We start from the raw sequence: 18,429 nt of genomic DNA, 5'->3' as shown, positions 1-18,429 counted from the left end.
GGAGTTAGTCGAGCTTAACGCCTAAACGGTGAGCAACCGCTTCGTACGCTTCAATCAGGCCACCCAGGCTCTGACGGAAACGGTCTTTGTCCATTTTATCCAGGGTTTCTTTATCCCACAGGCGGCTACCGTCTGGTGAGAACTCATCGCCCAGCACCACTTCGCCTTTGAACAGACCAAACTCCAGCTTGAAGTCGACGAGGATCAGGCCCGCGTCATCAAACAGTTTTTTCAGCACGTCGTTGGCTTTGTAGGTCAGCTCTTTCATGCGCGCCAGGTTCTCCTGGTTCACCCAGCCGAAGGTTTCGCAGTAGGATTCGTTGACCATCGGGTCGTGCATGGCATCGTTTTTCAGGAACAGGTCGAACAGCGGTGGATTCAGTTCGATACCTTCTTCAATGCCCAGACGCTTCACCAGGGAGCCCGCCGCACGGTTACGAATAACGCACTCAACCGGAACCATATCCAGTTTTTTCACCAGACATTCCGTATCGGACAGCAACGCTTCCATCTGGGTCGGGATGCCCGCTTCGGCCAGTTTGGTCATAATGAAGTGGTTGAACTTGTTGTTCACCATGCCTTTACGATCGAACTGCTCAATGCGTGCGCCATCCCCTGCTGACGTATCATTGCGGAACTCGAGCACCAACAGATCCGGGTTTTCCGTGCTGTATACGGTCTTCGCTTTGCCACGATACAACTCAGCTTGCTTCTGCATCTTCATTACTCCTGGTGTGATGATTTGTGTTCAAAACTGGGGATATTATGCCACGCACACGTTTGCGTAGCACTAAAATAAAAAGGGCTGGATTCACCAGCCCTCGTATTTATTTGCTGAATGCTGCCTGGAAGACAGCGACCAGCGCATCGTTCTGCGACTGGGTCAGCGTATGACCTTTTGGATCGATAAACTGCAGACTGCTGCGGTTATCAAGGTCGCCTACCTGAATCTTGTAGTCACCGGAGGCAAGCTGAGGATCTTTCGCGCCCAGTTCCTGCCATGCGCTGTCGGAGAGCGGCTTATACGTTGCCGTCATGCTGCCGGTTGAACGCGTGCTGTCGGTCACTTTCATGCCCACTTTTTCCAGTGTCGCTGGCAGACGCTGCCAGGTCTGGTTAAACGGTGCACGCACCACCAGCATTGGCAGGCCGGTATCATCCGCACCGCTTTGCACATCGAAGGTCGCGCCGTTGCGGCTCTGCGCGGCGTTGGCGGCATCGGTAGCGGTCTTATCCAGACCCGCGGCAATCACGTTCAGCATTTCGGTGCTGTAACGCTGCAGGGACGCGGCATCCGCAACCGGTTTACCCGCCTGCTCCAGGTTCAACAGCTTAACGTTAACCGCCTGCTGGTAACCCTGTGGTTTAACGGAGACTTGATAACGACCGCGATACTGCTGGTCTTCATCCAGGCGGTTCCATTCGATCCAGTCGGTGGTTAACGTCTGGCTGGCGTCATCGCGTTTATCGATGGTGTAGTTCTTCGACTGAATGACGCTGACAACCTGCGGCCACAGCGTGCTACCGCGCGCGCTCTCAACCATCAGAGACGCCGTATCACCGGTGAACTGGGTACGCGCCCCGCTGACCAGCGCCAGAGGCTGTGCTGGCGGACGAATATCAAGCGCTTTACCGACCAGGCCGCTGCCGTTGGTCACGGGAATATTATAATCGCCGTTCTGAATCGGCAGGATCATACCAGCCGGTGCGTGAAGTTCAGCAAGCGGGGTCGCATCCAGATAGGATTCATCACCGCTCACCTGGCGCTTGTAGCGCGAATCTGAACTACAGGCAGCGAGCAGCATAACAAGCGAAACACTCGCAACCTTCGCCAGGCGCGACTTCTGTACTGAATAAGCCATCAAATCTCCCTAAACTCTACAGCAAACCGGCATGCTTCAGCGCCGCCCTGACGATGTCACGACCGTGGTCGGTAATCGGTGTCATTGGCAGACGCAGCGTATCGGTTGCTACAAGCCCCAACTCCTTACATGCCCATTTCACTGGGATCGGATTGGGTTCGACAAATAATTTATTGTGCAGCGGCATCAGACGCTGATTAATGACGCGCGCTTCATCAAAGTGACCGGCTGCGGCCAGTTTGCACATTTCAGCCATATCGCGCGCCGCAACGTTTGACGTTACGGAGATCACGCCATGACCACCGAGCTGCATAAAGTCCAGCGCGGTCGCATCATCACCACTCAACAGGATAAAGTCGTCTGAAACCAGCTCTTTGATCTGATGAACGCGGCTTAAGTTCCCTGTCGCCTCTTTAATACCGATAATATTTTTTACTTCCGAGAGACGACCAACGGTTTCCGGCAGCATATCGCAACCGGTACGGGACGGCACATTATACAGAATTTGTGGCAAGTCAGTATGTTCAGCGATGGCTTTGAAGTGCTGGAACAAACCTTCCTGAGTAGGACGGTTGTAATAAGGGGTCACCGTCAGACAGCCCACGATGCCGCTGTCGTTAAAACGTTTGGTCAGGCTGATAGCTTCTGCGGTTGCATTAGCCCCTGTCCCCGCGATGACCGGAATACGTCCGTCCGCCAGTTCCAGGGTCAGCATCACCACATCGCCGTGCTCGTCGTGGCTCAGCGTTGCGGATTCACCGGTAGTCCCTACCGAAACGATCGCCGAGGTTCCGTTGGCGACATGGTAATCAATGAGCTTCTTCATGCTTGACCGGCAGACATTACCTTTTTCATCCATCGGTGTAACAAGCGCGACAATACTTCCCGTGAACATGAGCCATCCTCTGTGCGAACAAGAGCCTCAATGTTACGTTTGGAACTGTAATAAAAGCAAGCGACCTGAGGCTCGCAGGCGGTTGTATGCATGTTTTTTTTATGCTTTCCTTAGGAAGACTTAACCATGCAAAGGAAGAACAGGTTTGACAACCTCATCACAACATTACCTGGTTATCACTGCGCTGGGTGCCGACAGGCCGGGTATCGTGAACACCATCACCCGTCACGTAAGCAGCTGCGGCTGTAATATCGAAGACAGCCGTCTGGCGATGCTTGGCGAAGAGTTCACATTTATTATGTTGCTTTCCGGGACATGGAACGCCATTACGTTGATTGAATCGACCCTGCCGCTGAAGGGGGCCGAACTGGATTTGCTGATTGTCATGAAGCGCACCACCGCGCGTCCGCGTCCGGCACTGCCTTCTACCGTCTGGGTGCAGGTTGAAGTGCCTGATTCACCGCATCTGATTGAGCGTTTCACCGCGCTTTTTGACAATCATCAGATGAATATTGCCGAACTGGTTTCCCGTACGCAGACAAGCGATGACCAGGGTCTTCCGGTGTTGTTTATTCAAATTACCGCGCACAGCCCTGCCTCACAGGATGCGTCAAATATCGAGCAAGCGTTCAAAGCCCTCTGTACAGAATTAAACGCGCAGGGCAGTATAAGCGTCGTCAATTATTCGCAGCACGAACAGGATGGAGTTGAGTAATGAACCCACTGAAAGCCGGTGACATCGCACCGAAATTTAGCTTACCGGATCAAGACGGCGAGCAAGTAAATTTGACCGACTTCCAGGGACAGCGTGTTCTGGTCTATTTCTACCCGAAAGCCATGACCCCCGGCTGTACCGTACAGGCCTGCGGCTTACGCGACAACATGGACGAGTTGAAAAAAGTCGGTGTGGAAGTGCTGGGTATCAGCACGGATAAACCAGAAAAGCTGTCACGATTTGCTGAAAAAGAGCTGCTGAACTTCACGCTGCTTTCTGATGAAGATCATCAGGTGTGCGAGCAGTTCGGCGTCTGGGGCGAAAAGACGTTTATGGGTAAAACCTACGACGGCATTCACCGCATTAGCTTCCTGATTGACGCTGACGGTAAAGTTGAACATGTGTTTGACGACTTCAAAACCAGCAACCACCACGACGTGGTGTTGAACTGGCTGAAAGCAAGCGCCTGATAAACAGCAAAACGGCAACCCAGGTTGCCGTTTTTAATGTTTTCCCCCTCTCCCCGTGGGAGAGGGTCGGAGTGAGGGCATCAGGCCGCACAAAGACTACTTCTCTTCCACCACCGGCACATCCGGCCACGCGTGGACCACGGCCTTAATCAGCGTCGCCAGCGGAATCGCAAAGAACACGCCCCAGAATCCCCACAGCCCGCCGAAAATCACCACGGATAAGATAATCACCAGCGGATGCAGGTTCACCGCTTCGGAGAACAGCACCGGTACCAGCAGGTTACCGTCCAGGCCCTGAATAATCAGGTACACCGCAAAGCAGCTCCAGAACTCTGTCCCCAGCCCAAACTGGAACAGCGCGACCCCAACAACCGGAATTGTCACCACAAACGCGCCGATGTATGGAATCAGGACCGACAGCCCCACCAGCACCGCCAGCAGCAGCGAGTAGTTCAGGCCGAAAATCAGGAAGCCAATCCAGGTGGCGACCCCCACGACAATCATCTCCAGCACCTTGCCGCGAATGTAGTTGGTGATCTGCTGGTTCATCTCTTCCCAGACCTGCCCTGCCAGCCCGCGGTTGCGCGGCAGAATACGGCGCACGGCGTTGAGCATCTGATCTTTATCTTTCACCAGGAAGAAAACCATCAGCGGCACGAGCACAAGGTAAACCGCCAGCGTCAGCAGCCCGACCAGCGAGGCCAGAGAGTACTTCACTACCGAATCGCCCATCGTCATGATGCGGGCGCGCATATTTTCGGCCATCGCGTCGATAATTCCGGCATCCATCAGGGCCGGGTAACGGCGCGGCAGCGTGGCGGCAAAATCAGAGAGTTTATTCAACATGCCGGGCATATCGCGGATCAGGTTAATTCCCTGCTGCCAGGCGACCGGCATCACCACAAAGGCCATTAGCAGCAGGATGCCGACAAACAGCACCAGCACGATGCTGGTCGCCCAGCGGCGGGAACAGCCGATGTGTTCCAGGCGCGCCGTCGGCCACTCCAGCAGGTACGCCAGCACAATCGCCACCAGCAGTGGCGCGAGCAGGCCGCTGAAGAAGAACAGAATACCGAACCCGGCAACCAGAATAACCAACAAAGCAATGGCTTCCGGGTCGCTGAACCGACGCCGGTACCATTGCATTAACATTTCGAGCATACAACCCTTCCCTGAATCGAATGGCGGGAGTGAGACGGTGAATTGTATCTAACTGTCACAAAAAAGACTTTCGCTTTTTGTATCCCGATCGCAATCCGCAAAAGCCTGATGAATGGGATTTTCTTCATGCTGTAACACGGCTACACTCGCAGAGCAGCAGAGATGAACGTTATGCCGGTTCATCGGTCAAATTAGCACATCCAACATACAGGACAGTGGTTATGTTCAGGCAGTTGAGAAAAACACTGGTTGCAACACTGATTGCCGCGGTGACGGTCGGTCAGGTGTTGCCCGCTTTTGCTGACTCGTCCGATTCATTGCCGGACATGGGCACCACAGCAGGAAGCACGCTCTCTATTGGGCAAGAGATGCAAATGGGGGATTACTATGTTCGCCAGCTGCGCGGCAGCGCCCCGCTGATTAACGACCCTTTGCTGGTACAGTACATTAACGGGCTGGGGATGCGTCTGGTTTCGCACGCCGACTCGGTAAAAACGCCCTTCCATTTCTATTTAATCAATAATGACGAAATCAACGCCTTCGCCTTCTTTGGCGGAAACGTGGTGCTGCATTCGGCATTATTCCGTTATTCCGACAACGAAAGCCAGCTGGCCTCGGTAATGGCGCACGAAATTTCGCACGTCACCCAGCGCCACCTGGCGCGCGCCATGGAAGACCAGAAACGTAACGCCCCCCTCACCTGGGTGGGCGCGCTGGGCTCCATTCTGCTGGCGATGGCCAGCCCGCAGGCCGGGATGGCAGCCCTGACCGGTACGCTGGCGGGAACGCGCCAGGGGATGATCAGCTTTACCCAGCAAAACGAACAGGAAGCGGACCGCATCGGGATTCAGGTGCTGCAGCGTTCGGGCTTTGACCCGCAGGCCATGCCGAGCTTCCTCGAAAAACTGCTCGATCAGGCGCGTTACTCTTCCCGTCCGCCGGAAATCCTGCTGACGCACCCGTTACCCGAAAGCCGCCTGTCGGACGCGCGTAACCGTGCCAACCAGATGCGTCCGGTGGTGGCCCAGTCTTCGCAGGATTTCTACATGGCGAAGGTGAGAACGCTGGGGATGTACAATTCCGGGCGTAACCAGCTCACCAGCGACCTGCTGGATACCCTGGCGAAAGGCAACGTGCGTGAGAAAAACGCCGCGCAGTATGGTCAGGCGCTCCAGGCGATGGAAGCCAGCAAATACGACGAGGCGCGCAAAGCGCTGCAACCGCTTCTGGCTGCCGACCCTAACAACCCGTGGTACCTCGATCTGTCGACGGATATCGATCTGGGCCAGAAGAAAACGGCCGATGCGATCAACCGTCTGAAGGGGGCGAAAGACGTCCGTACCAACCCGGTGCTGCAGCTTAACCTGGCGAACGCTTACTTACAGGGCGGTCAGCCTGGCGAAGCGGCGACCATTCTGAACCGCTATACCTTTAACAATAAAGACGATCAAAACGGCTGGGATCTGCTCGCTCAGGCGGAAGCCCAGCTCGGCAACCGCGATCAGGAGCTGGCGGCGCGTGCCGAAGGTTTTGCCCTGGTGGGCCGCCTCGATCAGGCGATTTCCACGCTCAGCAGCGCCAGCGCGCAGGTCAAACTCGGCAGCCTCCAGCAGGCCCGTTACGACGCGCGTATCGATCAGCTGCGCGGCCTGCAGCAGCGCTTTAAGCCGTACGAAAAGATGTAATCAAGGAGAATTCACGTCATGACAGACTCCGTAAAAATTTATCACAACCCTCGCTGCTCCAAGAGCCGCGATACCCTGAGCCTGCTGAAGTCTAACGGCGTTGAGCCGGAAGTGGTGCTGTACCTCGACACACCACCTGACGCGCAAACCCTCCGCCAGCTGCTGCACATGCTGGGAATGGGCAGTGCAAGAGAGCTGATGCGTCAGAAAGAAGATCTGTATAAGTCGCTTAACCTGGATGACAGCCGTCTCACCGAGGCTGAGCTGATCCAGGCGATGGTTGAAAATCCAAAGCTGATTGAGCGCCCGATAGTGGTGGCGAACGGCCAGGCGCGCATTGGACGCCCGCCGGAAGACGTGCTCGAGATCCTCTAGTCCTTATGCCGCAGCGCTTCCAGAAAGGCCTGCGGCGTACTCTCTCCCAGCTTTTTCTGCGCTTTTCCCCGGTTGTAAAATTCGCACAGCTGGATCAACAGCTCGCCTGCCGGTTCACTGTTCAGACGTGGGATGATTTCACATAGCGGTAGATCAACCTGAACGGCGCGGTATTGCTGTGGATGCACCGTTACGGTGGTATTACGCTCCTCAAGCTTCACCTCGAAACCAAAAGTCTCAACAGATTGAATATCAGCCGGACAGGCTGCCAGCGCGTCGTTCGTCCAGTGGGCCAGCAGCTGCGGAGAAATGCCCGCGTACAGCCGGGCGTAGCACCAGCCGCTCACGGGTTCACGCGCGCAGAGCAGATGCTGTTCCCCGCCATCGTCCATATGCAGCGACAGAGGCTGATGATGTAACAGGAGTTTTTGCGGCACGATACCTGCCTTCAGCGCCTTTTTTCCCTGCAACGTCGCGCCCTTATGCTTTATCGAAGCCGGTTTGAGATAGCGGTTCAGGGTCGCGCGGGACACGGCGATCCCGAGTTCGCTATTGACCATCTGCAGCAGTTCGTCCAGCGGGGCGCCAGTGATATCCCGCAGGGCATTGACCAGCGCAACCTGCTCCTGTCTCAATGCTTTGTGTATCACTTTTGGCGTCGTGTGATTATCCGAAACCTGCTCGCGGTTGCGCCAGCGCCTGACGGTAGTGACCGAAATACCCAGCTCGGTAGCCAGCTCCCTGTCGCTTTTATCTGACTGCTGTAGATAGCGACGGATGCGCGGCGTCGTGGTGGCATTAGCATGCAGTTTAATTTCCATCGCAGGATCCTCGGAACCAATCTTATGAGATTTATACTACACCAGCGATTGCTTTGTGACCGATTTCACCTTTCGCTCGCCGCGCTTCACTGATAATCCTAAGACATAACACAAACAACACCCCTCAATCTTGTACGGAGTTCACAATGAACAATGTTCTGGGATTTCTTGAAGCAAAACTGATGCCGCTGGCGGCCAAAACGGCCCAGCAGCGTCATCTCGGGGCCATTCGTGGCGCCTACGTGTCATTCATGCCGTTTATCATCGTCGGCTCTATTCTGCTGGTGATCTCGTCGTTCCCGAATCAAGCCTATCAGCAGTTTATGTCTCAGGCCTTTGGTGAGAGCTGGAGCGCCATTATTGAAATCCCGTTCAACGCGGTGTTCTCCACCATGTCGCTGTTCATCAGCTTCCTGGTGGCCTTCCGCCTGGCGGAACACTACGGTGAAGACCGCATCTCCTGCGGTATCCTGGCGCTGGTCGCCTTTCTCATCCTGACGCCCTTTATCAAAGTGGCGGAAAACGGCGGTATTACCGTCATTCCGGTGGAGTGGATTGGCAGCAAAGGGCTGTTCGTGGCGATGATCGGTTCCCTGCTGTGGACGGAGATGTTCTGCTGGCTCAAGCGCAAAAAACTGGTGATCAAAATGCCGGACGGCGTGCCTCCGGCGGTGCAGGAGTCGTTCGCCGCGCTGATCCCGGCCCTGCTGGTGATGATTCTGGTGCTGGGTATCCGCATCGTTTTTGAAAACACCCACTACAACACCATCCACCAGTTTATTTACGAAGTGGTTGCCACGCCGGTGCGCCACTACGGCACCTCTTACTTTGGCGCGCTGATGACGGTGTTCAGCATCACCATTCTGTGGTCAGTGGGCATTAACTCCGGCTCGATGATCAACGGCATCATTCGCCCGCTGTGGATGGAGAACCAGACCGACAACATCGCCGCGATTCAGGCAGGCACGACGCCGCCGCACATTATCACCGAACAGTTTTTTGACATGATCTGGATGGGCGGCGCGGGGGCCACGCTGTCGCTGGTGATTGCGATGCTGATTTTCGCCCGCAGCAAAAACATGCGTGAAGTGGCGCGCCTCGGCGCCGGGGCATCGGTGTTTAACATCAACGAACCGATCCTGTTTGGCCTGCCGGTGATTATGAACCCGATAATGCTTATCCCGTTCAACCTGGTGCCGCTGGTGCTGGTCACCGTGCAGTATGCGGCGATGAAGATTGGCGCGGTTGCCGTCACCACCGGGGTGTTTATTCCCTGGACGCTGCCGCCGGTTATCAGCGGCTTTATCGTTACCGGACACCTGAGCGGCAGCGTCATGCAGCTTATCAACCTGCTGATTGGCGCCATGCTGTACCTGCCTTTCATGCGTATCGTGGACAAACAGTACCGCGCGGCGGAAATGGCCACCGTTACGCAAACCGACACCACCCTTGCAAAACAGGAGTAAAGCATGTGGGGAATTATCGCGACCTGGAGAATGGCGCTTGAAGGCGTTACGGAGTCTGCGTTTGCGCTGGCTGCGGGTAAACCGGTCTCTGCAGCGGTTGTGGATGCCGTCGCCGCCGTCGAAGACTTTCCGTTTTATAAATCCGTCGGCTACGGCGGGCTGCCCACCGAAAATGGCGAAGTGGAGCTGGACGCCGCCTACATGGACGGCGATACGCTGGCGTTTGGCGCCGTGGGCAACCTGGTGGATATCGCCAACCCGGTGCGCGTGGCGCATGCGTTAAGCCGCCAGCGCTACAACAGCCTGCTGGTCGGCCAGGGCGCGCGGGAATGGGCGCTGAGCCAGGGCTTCGCCGACAAAACCATGCTCACTGACCGCGCCATGCAGCACTACCGCAAACGCTGCCGCGAGACGCTGGATAAGGGCTTAAGCCCTTACGACGGGCATGACACCGTCGGCATTATTGGCCTTGATAAACAGGGGTCAATGAGCGTCGCCACCTCCACCAGCGGCCTGTTCATGAAAAAACGCGGTCGACTCGGCGATTCGCCCATTATTGGTTCCGGCTTTTACTGCGACAGTGAAACCGGCGCGGCCACCGCCACGGGCGTCGGTGAAGATCTGATGAAAGGCTGCACCAGCTACGAAATCGTCCGCCGCATGGCGCAGGGTATGACGCCGCAGCAGGCGGCGGATTCGGTGGTGTTCGAGCTGGAAGACAAGCTGATGTCGCGCTTTGGCCGCGCGGGCGATCTTTCCGTGGTGTGCATGAACAACAGGGGCGAATTCGGGGCCGCCACCAACATCAAAACCTTCTCGTTTGTGGTGGCGACGGCTCGCCAGCCCCTCACCGTTTTTCGTACCGAACGCCTGCGGGAGAAAACGCATTATTACGCCGTAGACGATGAGTGGATGCAGGCCTATGCCGCGCGGATCCGCGCGCCGATTGAGGAGTCATGATGATCACGTATCAGTTTATCACCGCGCTTTCTGAAGCGGCTCCGCAAAGCCATTTGATTGCGTCCGCCTCCTGTAGGCATTTGCCCGAAACGGCGCTTGTCGCGGAAATGCGCGAGTCTGCCAGCATCGCTGACACCCGCTTTGGCTGCGCCCCGTTTGCCCGGATCACTCTGCTGCCGGAAGCCCTCTGGCAGGACAGCCTGACCGAAGGATTGCTGACGGCGCTGCGCCCGCTGCTGGCCTCGCCCGTCAGCCCCGAGCTGATACTGGACGTTACCGATATCAACGATGTGGTGCAGGCGCAGGTGCTGCGTTTTCTCTTTAATCAGGCGCACAGGCTGAGCGACCTGAAGCTGAAGAAAACGGATGAATCGGCGGTGCGCCTTACGCACATCACCGCCCTCTGCCTGCCGGAACAGCAGGCAAAACTGGAGGGTGTCTTCCGCCAGCAGCAGGCCATCGCCCGCGGCATGGTCGCGGCGCGACGTCTGGCGGATATGCCGTCCGACCGATGCACGCCGCAGTTTGTGGTGGAAGAGGCGCAAAGGCTCTGTGCCGCCTTCCCCGCCCTGCGCTGCGAAGTGCTGAACGAAAAGGCTATTGCTGAGCAGGGTCTGGGGCTGCTGCACGCCGTTGGCAAAGGGGCGACCTGTCCGCCGCGCCTGCTGGCGATCCATTATGACGGCGTCAACGACGGCCCGGTGCGCTGCTATGTGGGAAAAGGTATTACCTTCGATACCGGCGGCCTGTGGCTGAAGGAAGGCGCGGGCATGTACACCATGAAATACGACATGTGCGGTGCGGCTAACGTGCTGGGCCTGATGCTGACCGTGGCAGAGCTGGCGCTGCCCGTACGCATCATGGGCGTGCTGGCGCTGGCGGAAAACGCCATTGGCCCGGACGCCATGCAGCCCGGAACGGTGGCGACGGCCTGCAACGGCACCACGGTTGAAATCAACAACACCGATGCCGAAGGCCGACTGGTGCTGGCGGACGCCATCGCCTGGGCCAGCCAGCGCCATCCGCAGGCGCGCTATATTATTGATATGGCGACCTTAACCGGCGCGGTCGTGAAGGCGCTGGGGTATGAATTGAGCGGATTAATGACGCAGGATGAACCGCTGCGCGCGGCGCTGACGCTGGCGGGCAAGCAGAGCGGCGATGAAGTATGGTCCCTGCCGCTGGATGCGCGGCTGAAAAAACAGACCGACAGCGCCATTGCCGATCTGTGCAACACGCCGACCAACAATGCGGCAATCAGCGCGTCGGCGGCGTGGCTGCTGCACCACTTTTGCCCGCCGACCATTCCGTGGGCGCATCTGGATATCAGCGGTACGGCGCTGTGGCGAGAGAGCGGAAGGAGCGTGGCATCGGGAAGACCAATTCCACTTTTGGTTGAACACCTGCTGGGGGATGTCTAGTTTTCGTAGGCCGGGTAAGGCGCAGCCGCCACCCGGCACAACTACAGCTTGAGAATATCTTTCACAAACGGAATGGTCAGCTTGCGCTGGGCGGTAATGGAGGCGCGATCGAGCTGATCGAGCGTGTCAAACAGCGTGCGCATTTCGCGATCCAGGCGCTTGAGCAGGAAGCGCCCCACGTCCTCCGGCAGCTCAAACCCGCGCTGCTTTGCGCGCAGCTGTAACGCCTGAAGCTTATCTTCATCCGACAGCGGCTGGAGCTTGTAGATTTGCCCCCAGTCCAGACGAGACGCCAGATCCGGCAGCCCCAGATTGAGCTGTCTCGGCGGACGATCGCCGGTGATCAGCAGCCGGGTTTTGCCCGACTCCAGAATGCGGTTGTAGAGGTTAAAGATCGCCATTTCCCACGGCTCATCACCCGCCACGCATTCGATATTATCGATGCAGACCAGCGAGAGATGTTCCATTCCCTCCAGCACCTCAGGTACGAACCAGGTGCGTTTATCCAGCGGCACGTAGCCTACCGCATCACCGCGCGCCGAAAGCTCCGCGCAGGCGGCATGCAGCAGATGGCTGCGCCCCGCGCCTTCGCGTGACCAGATATAGATGTATCCGCTGTGATCCTGGCGCAGCACGTTTTGCAGTGCAGCCAGTAAAGAGGGGTTATCACCCGGCCAGAAACTCGCGAAAGTTTCGTCGTCAGGGAGATAGAGTGGCAGAGAGAGCTGTGCCGGTCCGTTCAGAAATACCTCAACCAGAGATCCTACGTAAAATCGGAATGGAGTTTAACACGGAACCTGCAAGGAGAGAACCGGGCGATCCTTCGCCCGGTAATACGATCAATGTGACGCTTTTTCGCTGTCGTCCGCGTCCAGAATTTCTTCTTCCGGGCGAATGACCGAGATCAGCTTGAAGATCAGGCTCAGGCCCACGCCGACGATGGTCGCCAGCGCCATGCCCTTCAGCTCGACCGCACCGATGTGCACCTTCGCGCCGCTCACGCCGATGATCAGGATAACGGAGGTCAGGATCAGGTTTTGCGCTTTGCTGTAATCCACTTTGGATTCAATCAGCACGCGAATACCGGAGGCACCGATCACGCCGTACAGCAGCAGAGAAACGCCGCCCATTACCGGCACCGGAATGATCTGAATCGCTGCCGCCAGCTTGCCGACGCAGGAGAGCAGAATGGCGATGATCGCCGCGCCGCCGATAACCCAGGTACTGTAGACGCGGGTAATCGCCATCACGCCGATGTTCTCACCGTAGGTGGTGTTTGGCGTGGAGCCAAAGAAACCGGAGATGATGGTGGAGAAACCGTTCGCAAACATGGAGCGGTGCAGACCCGGGTCGCGGATTAAATCGCGCTTAACGATGTTCGCCGTCACCACCAGGTGGCCGACGTGCTCCGCAATCACCACCAGCGCCGCAGGCAGAATGGTGAAAATAGCAAACCATTCGAAGCGTGGCGTATAGAAGGTTGGCAGCGCGAACCAGTGCGCCTGAGCGATCGGGGTGGTGTCCACCACGCCCATCGCGAAGGAGAGCGCATAGCCCGCCAGCACGCCGATCAGGATCGGGATAATCGCCATGAAGCCGCGGAACAGCACGGAGCCAAACACCGTCACGCCCAGCGTTACCAGCGAGATGATAATGGTTTTGGAATCCGGTGACTGGCCGTCAGCAGGCAGCAGACCGGCCATATTCGCCGCGACGCCCGCCAGCTCAAGACCGATGACGGCAACGATGGCGCCCATCGCCGCAGGCGGGAACATCACGTCCAGCCAGCCGGTACCGGCTTTCTTCACAATGAAGGACACCACGCAGAACAGGACGCCACACATGATAAAGCCGCCCAGCGCGACTTCATAACCCAGCGGCAGCAGCAGCAACACCGGCGAGATAAAGGCAAAGCTCGACCCGAGATACGCCGGGATTTTGCCTTTACAGATAAAGAGGTACAGCAGCGTACCGATGCCGTTGAACAGCAGCACGGTGGCCGGGTTAATGTGGAACAGGATTGGCACCAGCACGGTTGCGCCAAACATGGCGAACAGGTGCTGCAAACTAAGCGGGATAGTCTGTAAAAGCGGCGGTCTTTCACTCACCCCGATAGCACGGCGCGTCATAGTGTTTTCCTCTGTGTAGTATTGTTGGTGTTTTATTCAAAAAAAAGCCGACTATCAAAGTCGGCTTATTTATCGTTATTCGATTATTTCGTACCAAAGATCTTATCGCCGGCATCGCCGAGCCCCGGGATGATGTACCCATGCTCGTTCAGGCCCTGGTCGATAGAGGCGGTATACAGCTCAACGTCCGGGTGCGCTTTTTCCAGCGCCGCGATCCCTTCCGGAGCGGCAACCAGTACCAGCACCTTAATGCTGTTACAGCCCGCGTTTTTCAGCAGGTCGATGGTGGCGATCATAGAGCCACCGGTCGCCAGCATTGGGTCAACCACCAGCGCCATACGCTCGTCGATGTTAGAGACCAGCTTCTGGAAGTAAGGAACTGGCTCAAGGGTTTCTTCGTTACGGTAGATACCCACCACGCTGATACGCGCGCTTGGCACGTGCTCCAGCACGCCTTCCATCATGCCGAGACCGGCACGCAGGATTGGCACCACGGTAATTTTCTTACCTTTGATCTGCTCAACCTGCACCGGGCCGTTCCAGCCTTCGATGGTGACTTTTTCTGTTTCCAGATCAGAGGTCGCTTCGTAAGTCAGCAGGCTGCCGACTTCAGATGCCAGTTCGCGAAAACGCTTCGTGCTGATGTCATGCTCACGCATCAGGCCCAACTTGTGTTTAACGAGTGGGTGTTTCACTTCCACAATCTTCATTCTCTTTCTCCTCTGAGGTGGCGTCCGCAAAAAAATCGCGGGATTATACCGCTTTTTTCGGATTAGGCCATACCCATGTTGCTTGACGTATATCAAGCAAAGTGATTTAGAGACAAAAAAACCGGAGGCGAGACTCCGGCTTGGGTGCGGGGTTCTGCCCGGTGGCACTGCGCTTACGCGGCCTACGTGTAGTGTAGGTCGGGTAAGCGTTAGCGCCACCCGACAATTACAGGTTCTCGCCGTTGCTCGCAATCACCTGCTTATACCAGTCGAACGATTTCTTTTTACTGCGGTTCAGCGTGCCGTTCCCTTCATTGTCTTTATCCACAAAGATAAAGCCGTAGCGTTTTTTCATTTCGCCCGTACCGGCAGACACCAGGTCGATGCAGCCCCACGGGGTGTAGCCCATCAGCTCCACGCCATCTTCCACCACCGCTTTTTTCATCTCGCGGATATGGGCGGCCAGATAATCAATACGGTACTGGTCGTTCACCGTGCCGTCGCTCTCCTGCACGTCGATCGCGCCAAAGCCGTTCTCAACGATAAACAGCGGCAGCTGGTAGTGATCCCAGAACCAGTTCAGGGAGTAACGCAGCCCGACCGGGTCAATCTGCCAGCCCCAGTCGGATTTCTGCACGTACGGGTTAGAGACCAGGCTCTTGCTTTCGTCGTAATCCAGCTGCGGGTTGTCCGCCGTCGCCTTGGTGGCGAAGGACATGTAGTAGCTGAAGCCGATGTAATCGACGCAGCCCTGCGTCAGCGCGGCTTTATCCTCTTCGGTGATATCCAGCGCGAAGCCGCGACGTTCGAAGTAGTTGAGCAGGTGCTGCGGGTACTTCCCGCGAACGTGCACGTCGGTGAACCAGTAGCGGCGGTGCATGGCGTTCATCGCCATCATCATATCGTCCGGCGCACAGGTCAGCGGGTAGATAGGACACATGGCAATCATGCAGCCGATCTGCAGCGACGGGTTAATCTCGCGCCCCGCCTTCACCGCCAGGGCGCTGGCCACGAGCTCGTAGTGCGCCGCCTGGAACATCACCGGCTCACGGTCTTCACCCGGCGCGTACTTCAGCCCGGAGTTCGTGAACGGCGCAAAGTCTTCGTGGAAGTTAGCCTGGTTGTTGATCTCGTTGAAGGTCATCCAGTACTTCACCTTATGCTGGTAGCGCTGGAACACCACTTTTGCAAAACGAACGAAGAAGTCGATCAGCTTACGGTTGCGCCAGCCGCCGTATTCGGTGACCAGATGGAAAGGCATCTCGAAGTGAGAAAGAGTGATAACCGGTTCGATGCCGTACTTCAGGCATTCGTCGAACAGATCGTCATAGAATTTCAGGCCAGCCTCGTTAGGCTCAAGCTCGTCGCCTTTCGGGAAGATCCGCGTCCAGGCAATAGAGGTGCGGAAGCATTTGAACCCCATCTCGGCAAAGAGTCTGATGTCTTCTTTATAGCGGTGGTAGAAATCGATGGCTTCATGGTTAGGATAATTTTTCCCCTCCAGCACGCCGTTGGTGATTTCACGCGGCACGCCGTGCGCCCCCGCGGTCATCACATCGGCGACGCTCACGCCCTTGCCGCCCTCTTTCCAGCCGCCTTCCAGCTGGTGCGCCGCAACGGCCCCGCCCCACAGAAAATCTGCTTTAAATCCCGACATTCGCTTTCCCTCATTCTGCGTTATTTTCTGCAAAAACAATTACAGAAACCGGTTTCAGTTCGATGATGTGCAAAGGGAATAATCGTTGCAAGCAGTTCTCAGAAACCGGTTTCATTTTCGTGAACAGAGTCAAGTTTGGCTGCATTCACGAGGTACACAGAAAAAAAGATCCCCACGTCCAGAATAGGCTCGCAAACGTTTGCCTGGACTGTTAGAATTGCGCCGTTTTTTCTTACTAGCTATGCAATCGCGTGGGGATTTAAGCCGTGACCAACAAAACTTCTCTCAGCTACAAAGATGCCGGTGTTGATATTGACGCAGGTAATGCGCTGGTTGACCGAATCAAAGGTGTGGTGAAAAAAACCCGCCGCCCGGAAGTGATGGGTGGTCTGGGTGGATTCGGCGCACTGTGCGCGCTGCCGCAAAAATATCGTGAACCTGTTCTGGTCTCGGGTACTGACGGCGTAGGCACTAAACTGCGCCTGGCGATGGATTTAAAACGTCACGACACGATCGGTATCGATCTGGTCGCGATGTGCGTGAATGACCTGGTGGTACAGGGCGCAGAGCCGCTGTTCTTCCTCGATTACTACGCAACCGGCAAACTGGACGTGGATACCGCTGCCAGCGTGATTAACGGTATCGCCGAAGGCTGTCTGCAGTCCGGCTGTGCGCTGGTAGGTGGTGAAACCGCGGAAATGCCGGGCATGTATCACGGCGAAGATTATGACGTCGCGGGCTTCTGCGTCGGCGTAGTAGAAAAATCAGAAATTATCGACGGCAGCAAAGTGGCCGATGGCGATGTGCTGATCGCGCTCGCCTCCAGCGGCCCGCACTCCAACGGCTACTCCCTGGTGCGTAAAATCCTCGAAGTGAGCGGCTGTGACCCGCTGACCACCGAGCTGGACGGTAAACCGCTGGCTGACCATCTGCTGGCGCCGACCCGCATCTACGTGAAAAACGTGCTTGAGCTTATCGAGAACGTCGACGTTCACGCTATCGCTCACCTGACCGGCGGCGGCTTCTGGGAAAACATCCCGCGCGTCCTGCCGGACAACACCCAGGCGGTGATCGACGAATCCTCATGGCAGTGGCCAGCCGTGTTTAACTGGCTGCAGACCGCGGGCAACGTGAGCTCTCACGAAATGTACCGCACCTTTAACTGCGGCGTAGGTATGGTTATCGCCCTGCCGGCAAGCGAAGCGGATAAAGCGGTTAAGCTGCTGACTGAAAAAGGTGAAAACGCGTGGAAAATCGGTACGATTAAAGCTTCCGATTCCGAACAGCGTGTGGTCATTGAATGAAAAACATCGTGGTGCTCATTTCCGGCAACGGAAGCAATTTGCAGGCCATCATAGACGCCTGCAAGCAGAAGAAAATCAATGGCACCATTCGGGCAGTTTTCAGCAACAAGGCCGACGCGTTCGGCCTTGAGCGCGCGCGGGATGCGAACATTCCCGCGCACGCGCTGGAAGCCAGCCAGTTCGCCGGGCGTGAAGCCTTTGACCGCGAGCTGGTGCATGAGATTGATGCCTACGCGCCGGACGTGGTCGTGCTGGCGGGCTATATGCGTATTCTGAGCCCGGCCTTCGTCGAACACTTCGCCGGTCGTCTGCTGAATATCCACCCTTCCCTGCTGCCGAAATATCCCGGCCTGCACACCCATCGCCAGGTTCTGGAAAACGGCGATGAGGAGCACGGCACCTCCGTGCATTTCGTTACCGACGAGCTGGACGGCGGTCCGGTGATCCTGCAGGCGAAAGTTCCGGTCTTTGACGGCGACAGCGAAGAAGACGTGACGGAACGCGTGCAGACCCAGGAACACGCCATTTACCCGCTGGTGGTCAGCTGGTTTGTCGACGGGCGTCTCGAGATGCGCGACGGCGCAGCCTGGCTGGACGGCGTGAAGTTACCCCCGCAGGGTTATGCGGCCGAAGAGTAGTTTGTTACGTCGGGTGGCGCTGCTGCGCTTACCCGACCTGTTCATTGCATTACCCGATATTCCCTTCTCCAACCTTCTAAAATCCCCAACAAAAAAAAATAACTGTCATACTTTTCTGGCACTGTTGGACATATCGTGGAAATGCTCGCCATAATAAGGA

The 18,429-nt window shown here is 56.7% G+C and carries 18 protein-coding genes; 9 read left to right on the top strand and 9 right to left on the bottom strand.

Annotated elements, in window-relative coordinates:
- Positions 1 to 4: 4 nt before the first annotated feature.
- The 3 genes from purC to dapA form a co-directional block, all read right to left on the bottom strand.
- Positions 5 to 718 (bottom strand): phosphoribosylaminoimidazolesuccinocarboxamide synthase, encoded by a 714-nt coding sequence (gene purC / locus AC27FC_RS16435; protein WP_032659350.1) that lies wholly within the window; start codon positions 716 to 718, stop codon positions 5 to 7.
- A gap of 109 nt (positions 719 to 827) precedes the next feature.
- The gene (gene bamC, locus AC27FC_RS16430) at positions 828 to 1,862 is read right to left on the bottom strand and encodes an outer membrane protein assembly factor BamC (RefSeq protein ID WP_033146169.1); all 1,035 of its coding nucleotides are present in this window, start codon (positions 1,860 to 1,862) and stop codon (positions 828 to 830) included.
- 16 nt (positions 1,863 to 1,878) lie between these two features.
- Positions 1,879 to 2,757: a 4-hydroxy-tetrahydrodipicolinate synthase gene (gene dapA / locus AC27FC_RS16425; RefSeq protein WP_033146170.1), complete on the bottom strand. Its 879-nt coding sequence runs from the start codon at positions 2,755 to 2,757 to the stop codon at positions 1,879 to 1,881.
- A 145-nt stretch (positions 2,758 to 2,902) separates the two neighbouring features.
- Here dapA and AC27FC_RS16420 point away from each other — a divergent pair, with 145 nt between their 5' ends.
- Positions 2,903 to 3,472 carry a glycine cleavage system transcriptional repressor gene (locus AC27FC_RS16420; protein WP_045888584.1) on the top strand — a complete coding sequence of 190 codons (570 nt, stop codon included), beginning with the start codon at positions 2,903 to 2,905 and terminating at the stop codon, positions 3,470 to 3,472.
- Positions 3,472 to 3,942, top strand: a complete 471-nt coding sequence (bcp, locus tag AC27FC_RS16415) for a thioredoxin-dependent thiol peroxidase (RefSeq protein ID WP_032659360.1) — start codon at positions 3,472 to 3,474, stop codon at positions 3,940 to 3,942. Before AC27FC_RS16420 ends, bcp begins: the two co-directional genes overlap by 1 nt.
- Positions 3,943 to 4,038: 96 nt before the next feature.
- On the opposite strand, the gene AC27FC_RS16410 is transcribed toward bcp, so the two are convergent.
- Positions 4,039 to 5,103: an AI-2E family transporter gene (locus AC27FC_RS16410; RefSeq protein ID WP_104950377.1), complete on the bottom strand. Its 1,065-nt coding sequence runs from the start codon at positions 5,101 to 5,103 to the stop codon at positions 4,039 to 4,041.
- A 221-nt stretch (positions 5,104 to 5,324) separates the two neighbouring features.
- Here AC27FC_RS16410 and bepA point away from each other — a divergent pair, with 221 nt between their 5' ends.
- Both bepA and arsC read left to right on the top strand, forming a co-directional pair.
- Positions 5,325 to 6,788 carry a beta-barrel assembly-enhancing protease gene (gene bepA / locus AC27FC_RS16405; RefSeq protein WP_196354954.1) on the top strand — a complete coding sequence of 488 codons (1,464 nt, stop codon included), beginning with the start codon at positions 5,325 to 5,327 and terminating at the stop codon, positions 6,786 to 6,788.
- An 18-nt stretch (positions 6,789 to 6,806) separates the two neighbouring features.
- Positions 6,807 to 7,163, top strand: coding sequence for an arsenate reductase (glutaredoxin) (gene arsC, locus AC27FC_RS16400; RefSeq protein ID WP_487160244.1), 357 nt, complete (start codon positions 6,807 to 6,809; stop codon positions 7,161 to 7,163).
- On the opposite strand, the gene AC27FC_RS16395 is transcribed toward arsC, so the two are convergent.
- Entirely contained in the window at positions 7,160 to 7,984 is an 825-nt protein-coding gene (locus AC27FC_RS16395) for a helix-turn-helix domain-containing protein (protein WP_196354955.1), read from the bottom strand. The genes arsC and AC27FC_RS16395 overlap by 4 nt on opposite strands.
- Positions 7,985 to 8,130: 146 nt before the next feature.
- On the opposite strand from AC27FC_RS16395, the gene celB reads away from it, so the two are divergent.
- From celB to AC27FC_RS16380, 3 genes are read left to right on the top strand one after another with little or no spacing between them, the layout of a single operon-like run.
- Positions 8,131 to 9,450: a PTS cellobiose transporter subunit IIC gene (celB, locus tag AC27FC_RS16390; RefSeq protein ID WP_094934581.1), complete on the top strand. Its 1,320-nt coding sequence runs from the start codon at positions 8,131 to 8,133 to the stop codon at positions 9,448 to 9,450.
- A gap of 3 nt (positions 9,451 to 9,453) precedes the next feature.
- Entirely contained in the window at positions 9,454 to 10,410 is a 957-nt protein-coding gene (locus AC27FC_RS16385; protein WP_196354956.1) for a glycosylasparaginase, read from the top strand.
- Positions 10,410 to 11,831 carry a leucyl aminopeptidase family protein gene (locus AC27FC_RS16380; RefSeq protein ID WP_196354983.1) on the top strand — a complete coding sequence of 474 codons (1,422 nt, stop codon included), beginning with the start codon at positions 10,410 to 10,412 and terminating at the stop codon, positions 11,829 to 11,831. The genes AC27FC_RS16385 and AC27FC_RS16380 overlap by 1 nt, the downstream gene beginning before the upstream one ends.
- Positions 11,832 to 11,872: 41 nt before the next feature.
- Here AC27FC_RS16380 and AC27FC_RS16375 read toward each other — a convergent pair whose 3' ends face one another.
- The 4 genes from AC27FC_RS16375 to AC27FC_RS16360 all read right to left on the bottom strand — a co-directional run bounded on the left by AC27FC_RS16375 (position 11,873) and on the right by AC27FC_RS16360 (position 16,327).
- Positions 11,873 to 12,574, bottom strand: a complete 702-nt coding sequence (locus AC27FC_RS16375) for a DnaA inactivator Hda (RefSeq protein ID WP_211438414.1) — start codon at positions 12,572 to 12,574, stop codon at positions 11,873 to 11,875.
- Positions 12,575 to 12,670: 96 nt separating this feature from the next.
- The gene (gene uraA / locus AC27FC_RS16370; protein WP_196354957.1) at positions 12,671 to 13,960 is read right to left on the bottom strand and encodes a uracil permease; all 1,290 of its coding nucleotides are present in this window, start codon (positions 13,958 to 13,960) and stop codon (positions 12,671 to 12,673) included.
- A gap of 83 nt (positions 13,961 to 14,043) precedes the next feature.
- A complete protein-coding gene (gene upp / locus AC27FC_RS16365) occupies positions 14,044 to 14,670 on the bottom strand; it encodes a uracil phosphoribosyltransferase (protein ID WP_023308769.1) in 627 nt (208 codons plus the stop codon).
- Positions 14,671 to 14,896: 226 nt separating this feature from the next.
- Positions 14,897 to 16,327: a 6-phospho-beta-glucosidase gene (locus tag AC27FC_RS16360; protein WP_196354958.1), complete on the bottom strand. Its 1,431-nt coding sequence runs from the start codon at positions 16,325 to 16,327 to the stop codon at positions 14,897 to 14,899.
- A 266-nt stretch (positions 16,328 to 16,593) separates the two neighbouring features.
- Here AC27FC_RS16360 and purM point away from each other — a divergent pair, with 266 nt between their 5' ends.
- The gene (gene purM / locus AC27FC_RS16355; RefSeq protein ID WP_008501643.1) at positions 16,594 to 17,631 is read left to right on the top strand and encodes a phosphoribosylformylglycinamidine cyclo-ligase; all 1,038 of its coding nucleotides are present in this window, start codon (positions 16,594 to 16,596) and stop codon (positions 17,629 to 17,631) included.
- A complete protein-coding gene (gene purN, locus AC27FC_RS16350) occupies positions 17,628 to 18,269 on the top strand; it encodes a phosphoribosylglycinamide formyltransferase (protein WP_196354959.1) in 642 nt (213 codons plus the stop codon). Before purM ends, purN begins: the two co-directional genes overlap by 4 nt.
- The last annotated feature ends 160 nt before the right edge of the window (positions 18,270 to 18,429 follow it).

Source organism: Enterobacter sp. C3_dUdeg (assembly GCF_057536195.1).
Note: the sequence above shows the minus strand (reverse complement) of the source record. Positions and strands in the feature narration are given on the sequence as shown.

Excerpts from the sequence above, each read along its gene's own strand:
- AC27FC_RS16395 (WP_196354955.1), bottom strand. The coding sequence starts at position 7,984 with ATGGAAATTAAACTGCATGCTAATGCCACCACGACGCCGCGCATCCGT.
- bcp (WP_032659360.1), top strand. The coding sequence starts at position 3,472 with ATGAACCCACTGAAAGCCGGTGACATCGCACCGAAATTTAGCTTACCG.
- uraA (WP_196354957.1), bottom strand. The coding sequence starts at position 13,960 with ATGACGCGCCGTGCTATCGGGGTGAGTGAAAGACCGCCGCTTTTACAG.
- AC27FC_RS16385 (WP_196354956.1), top strand. The coding sequence starts at position 9,454 with ATGTGGGGAATTATCGCGACCTGGAGAATGGCGCTTGAAGGCGTTACG.
- purC (WP_032659350.1), bottom strand. The coding sequence starts at position 718 with ATGCAGAAGCAAGCTGAGTTGTATCGTGGCAAAGCGAAGACCGTATAC.
- AC27FC_RS16410 (WP_104950377.1), bottom strand. The coding sequence starts at position 5,103 with ATGCTCGAAATGTTAATGCAATGGTACCGGCGTCGGTTCAGCGACCCG.
- celB (WP_094934581.1), top strand. The coding sequence starts at position 8,131 with ATGAACAATGTTCTGGGATTTCTTGAAGCAAAACTGATGCCGCTGGCG.
- purN (WP_196354959.1), top strand. The coding sequence starts at position 17,628 with ATGAAAAACATCGTGGTGCTCATTTCCGGCAACGGAAGCAATTTGCAG.
- bamC (WP_033146169.1), bottom strand. The coding sequence starts at position 1,862 with ATGGCTTATTCAGTACAGAAGTCGCGCCTGGCGAAGGTTGCGAGTGTT.
- dapA (WP_033146170.1), bottom strand. The coding sequence starts at position 2,757 with ATGTTCACGGGAAGTATTGTCGCGCTTGTTACACCGATGGATGAAAAA.
- bepA (WP_196354954.1), top strand. The coding sequence starts at position 5,325 with ATGTTCAGGCAGTTGAGAAAAACACTGGTTGCAACACTGATTGCCGCG.
- upp (WP_023308769.1), bottom strand. The coding sequence starts at position 14,670 with ATGAAGATTGTGGAAGTGAAACACCCACTCGTTAAACACAAGTTGGGC.
- arsC (WP_487160244.1), top strand. The coding sequence starts at position 6,807 with ATGACAGACTCCGTAAAAATTTATCACAACCCTCGCTGCTCCAAGAGC.
- AC27FC_RS16360 (WP_196354958.1), bottom strand. The coding sequence starts at position 16,327 with ATGTCGGGATTTAAAGCAGATTTTCTGTGGGGCGGGGCCGTTGCGGCG.
- AC27FC_RS16380 (WP_196354983.1), top strand. The coding sequence starts at position 10,410 with ATGATCACGTATCAGTTTATCACCGCGCTTTCTGAAGCGGCTCCGCAA.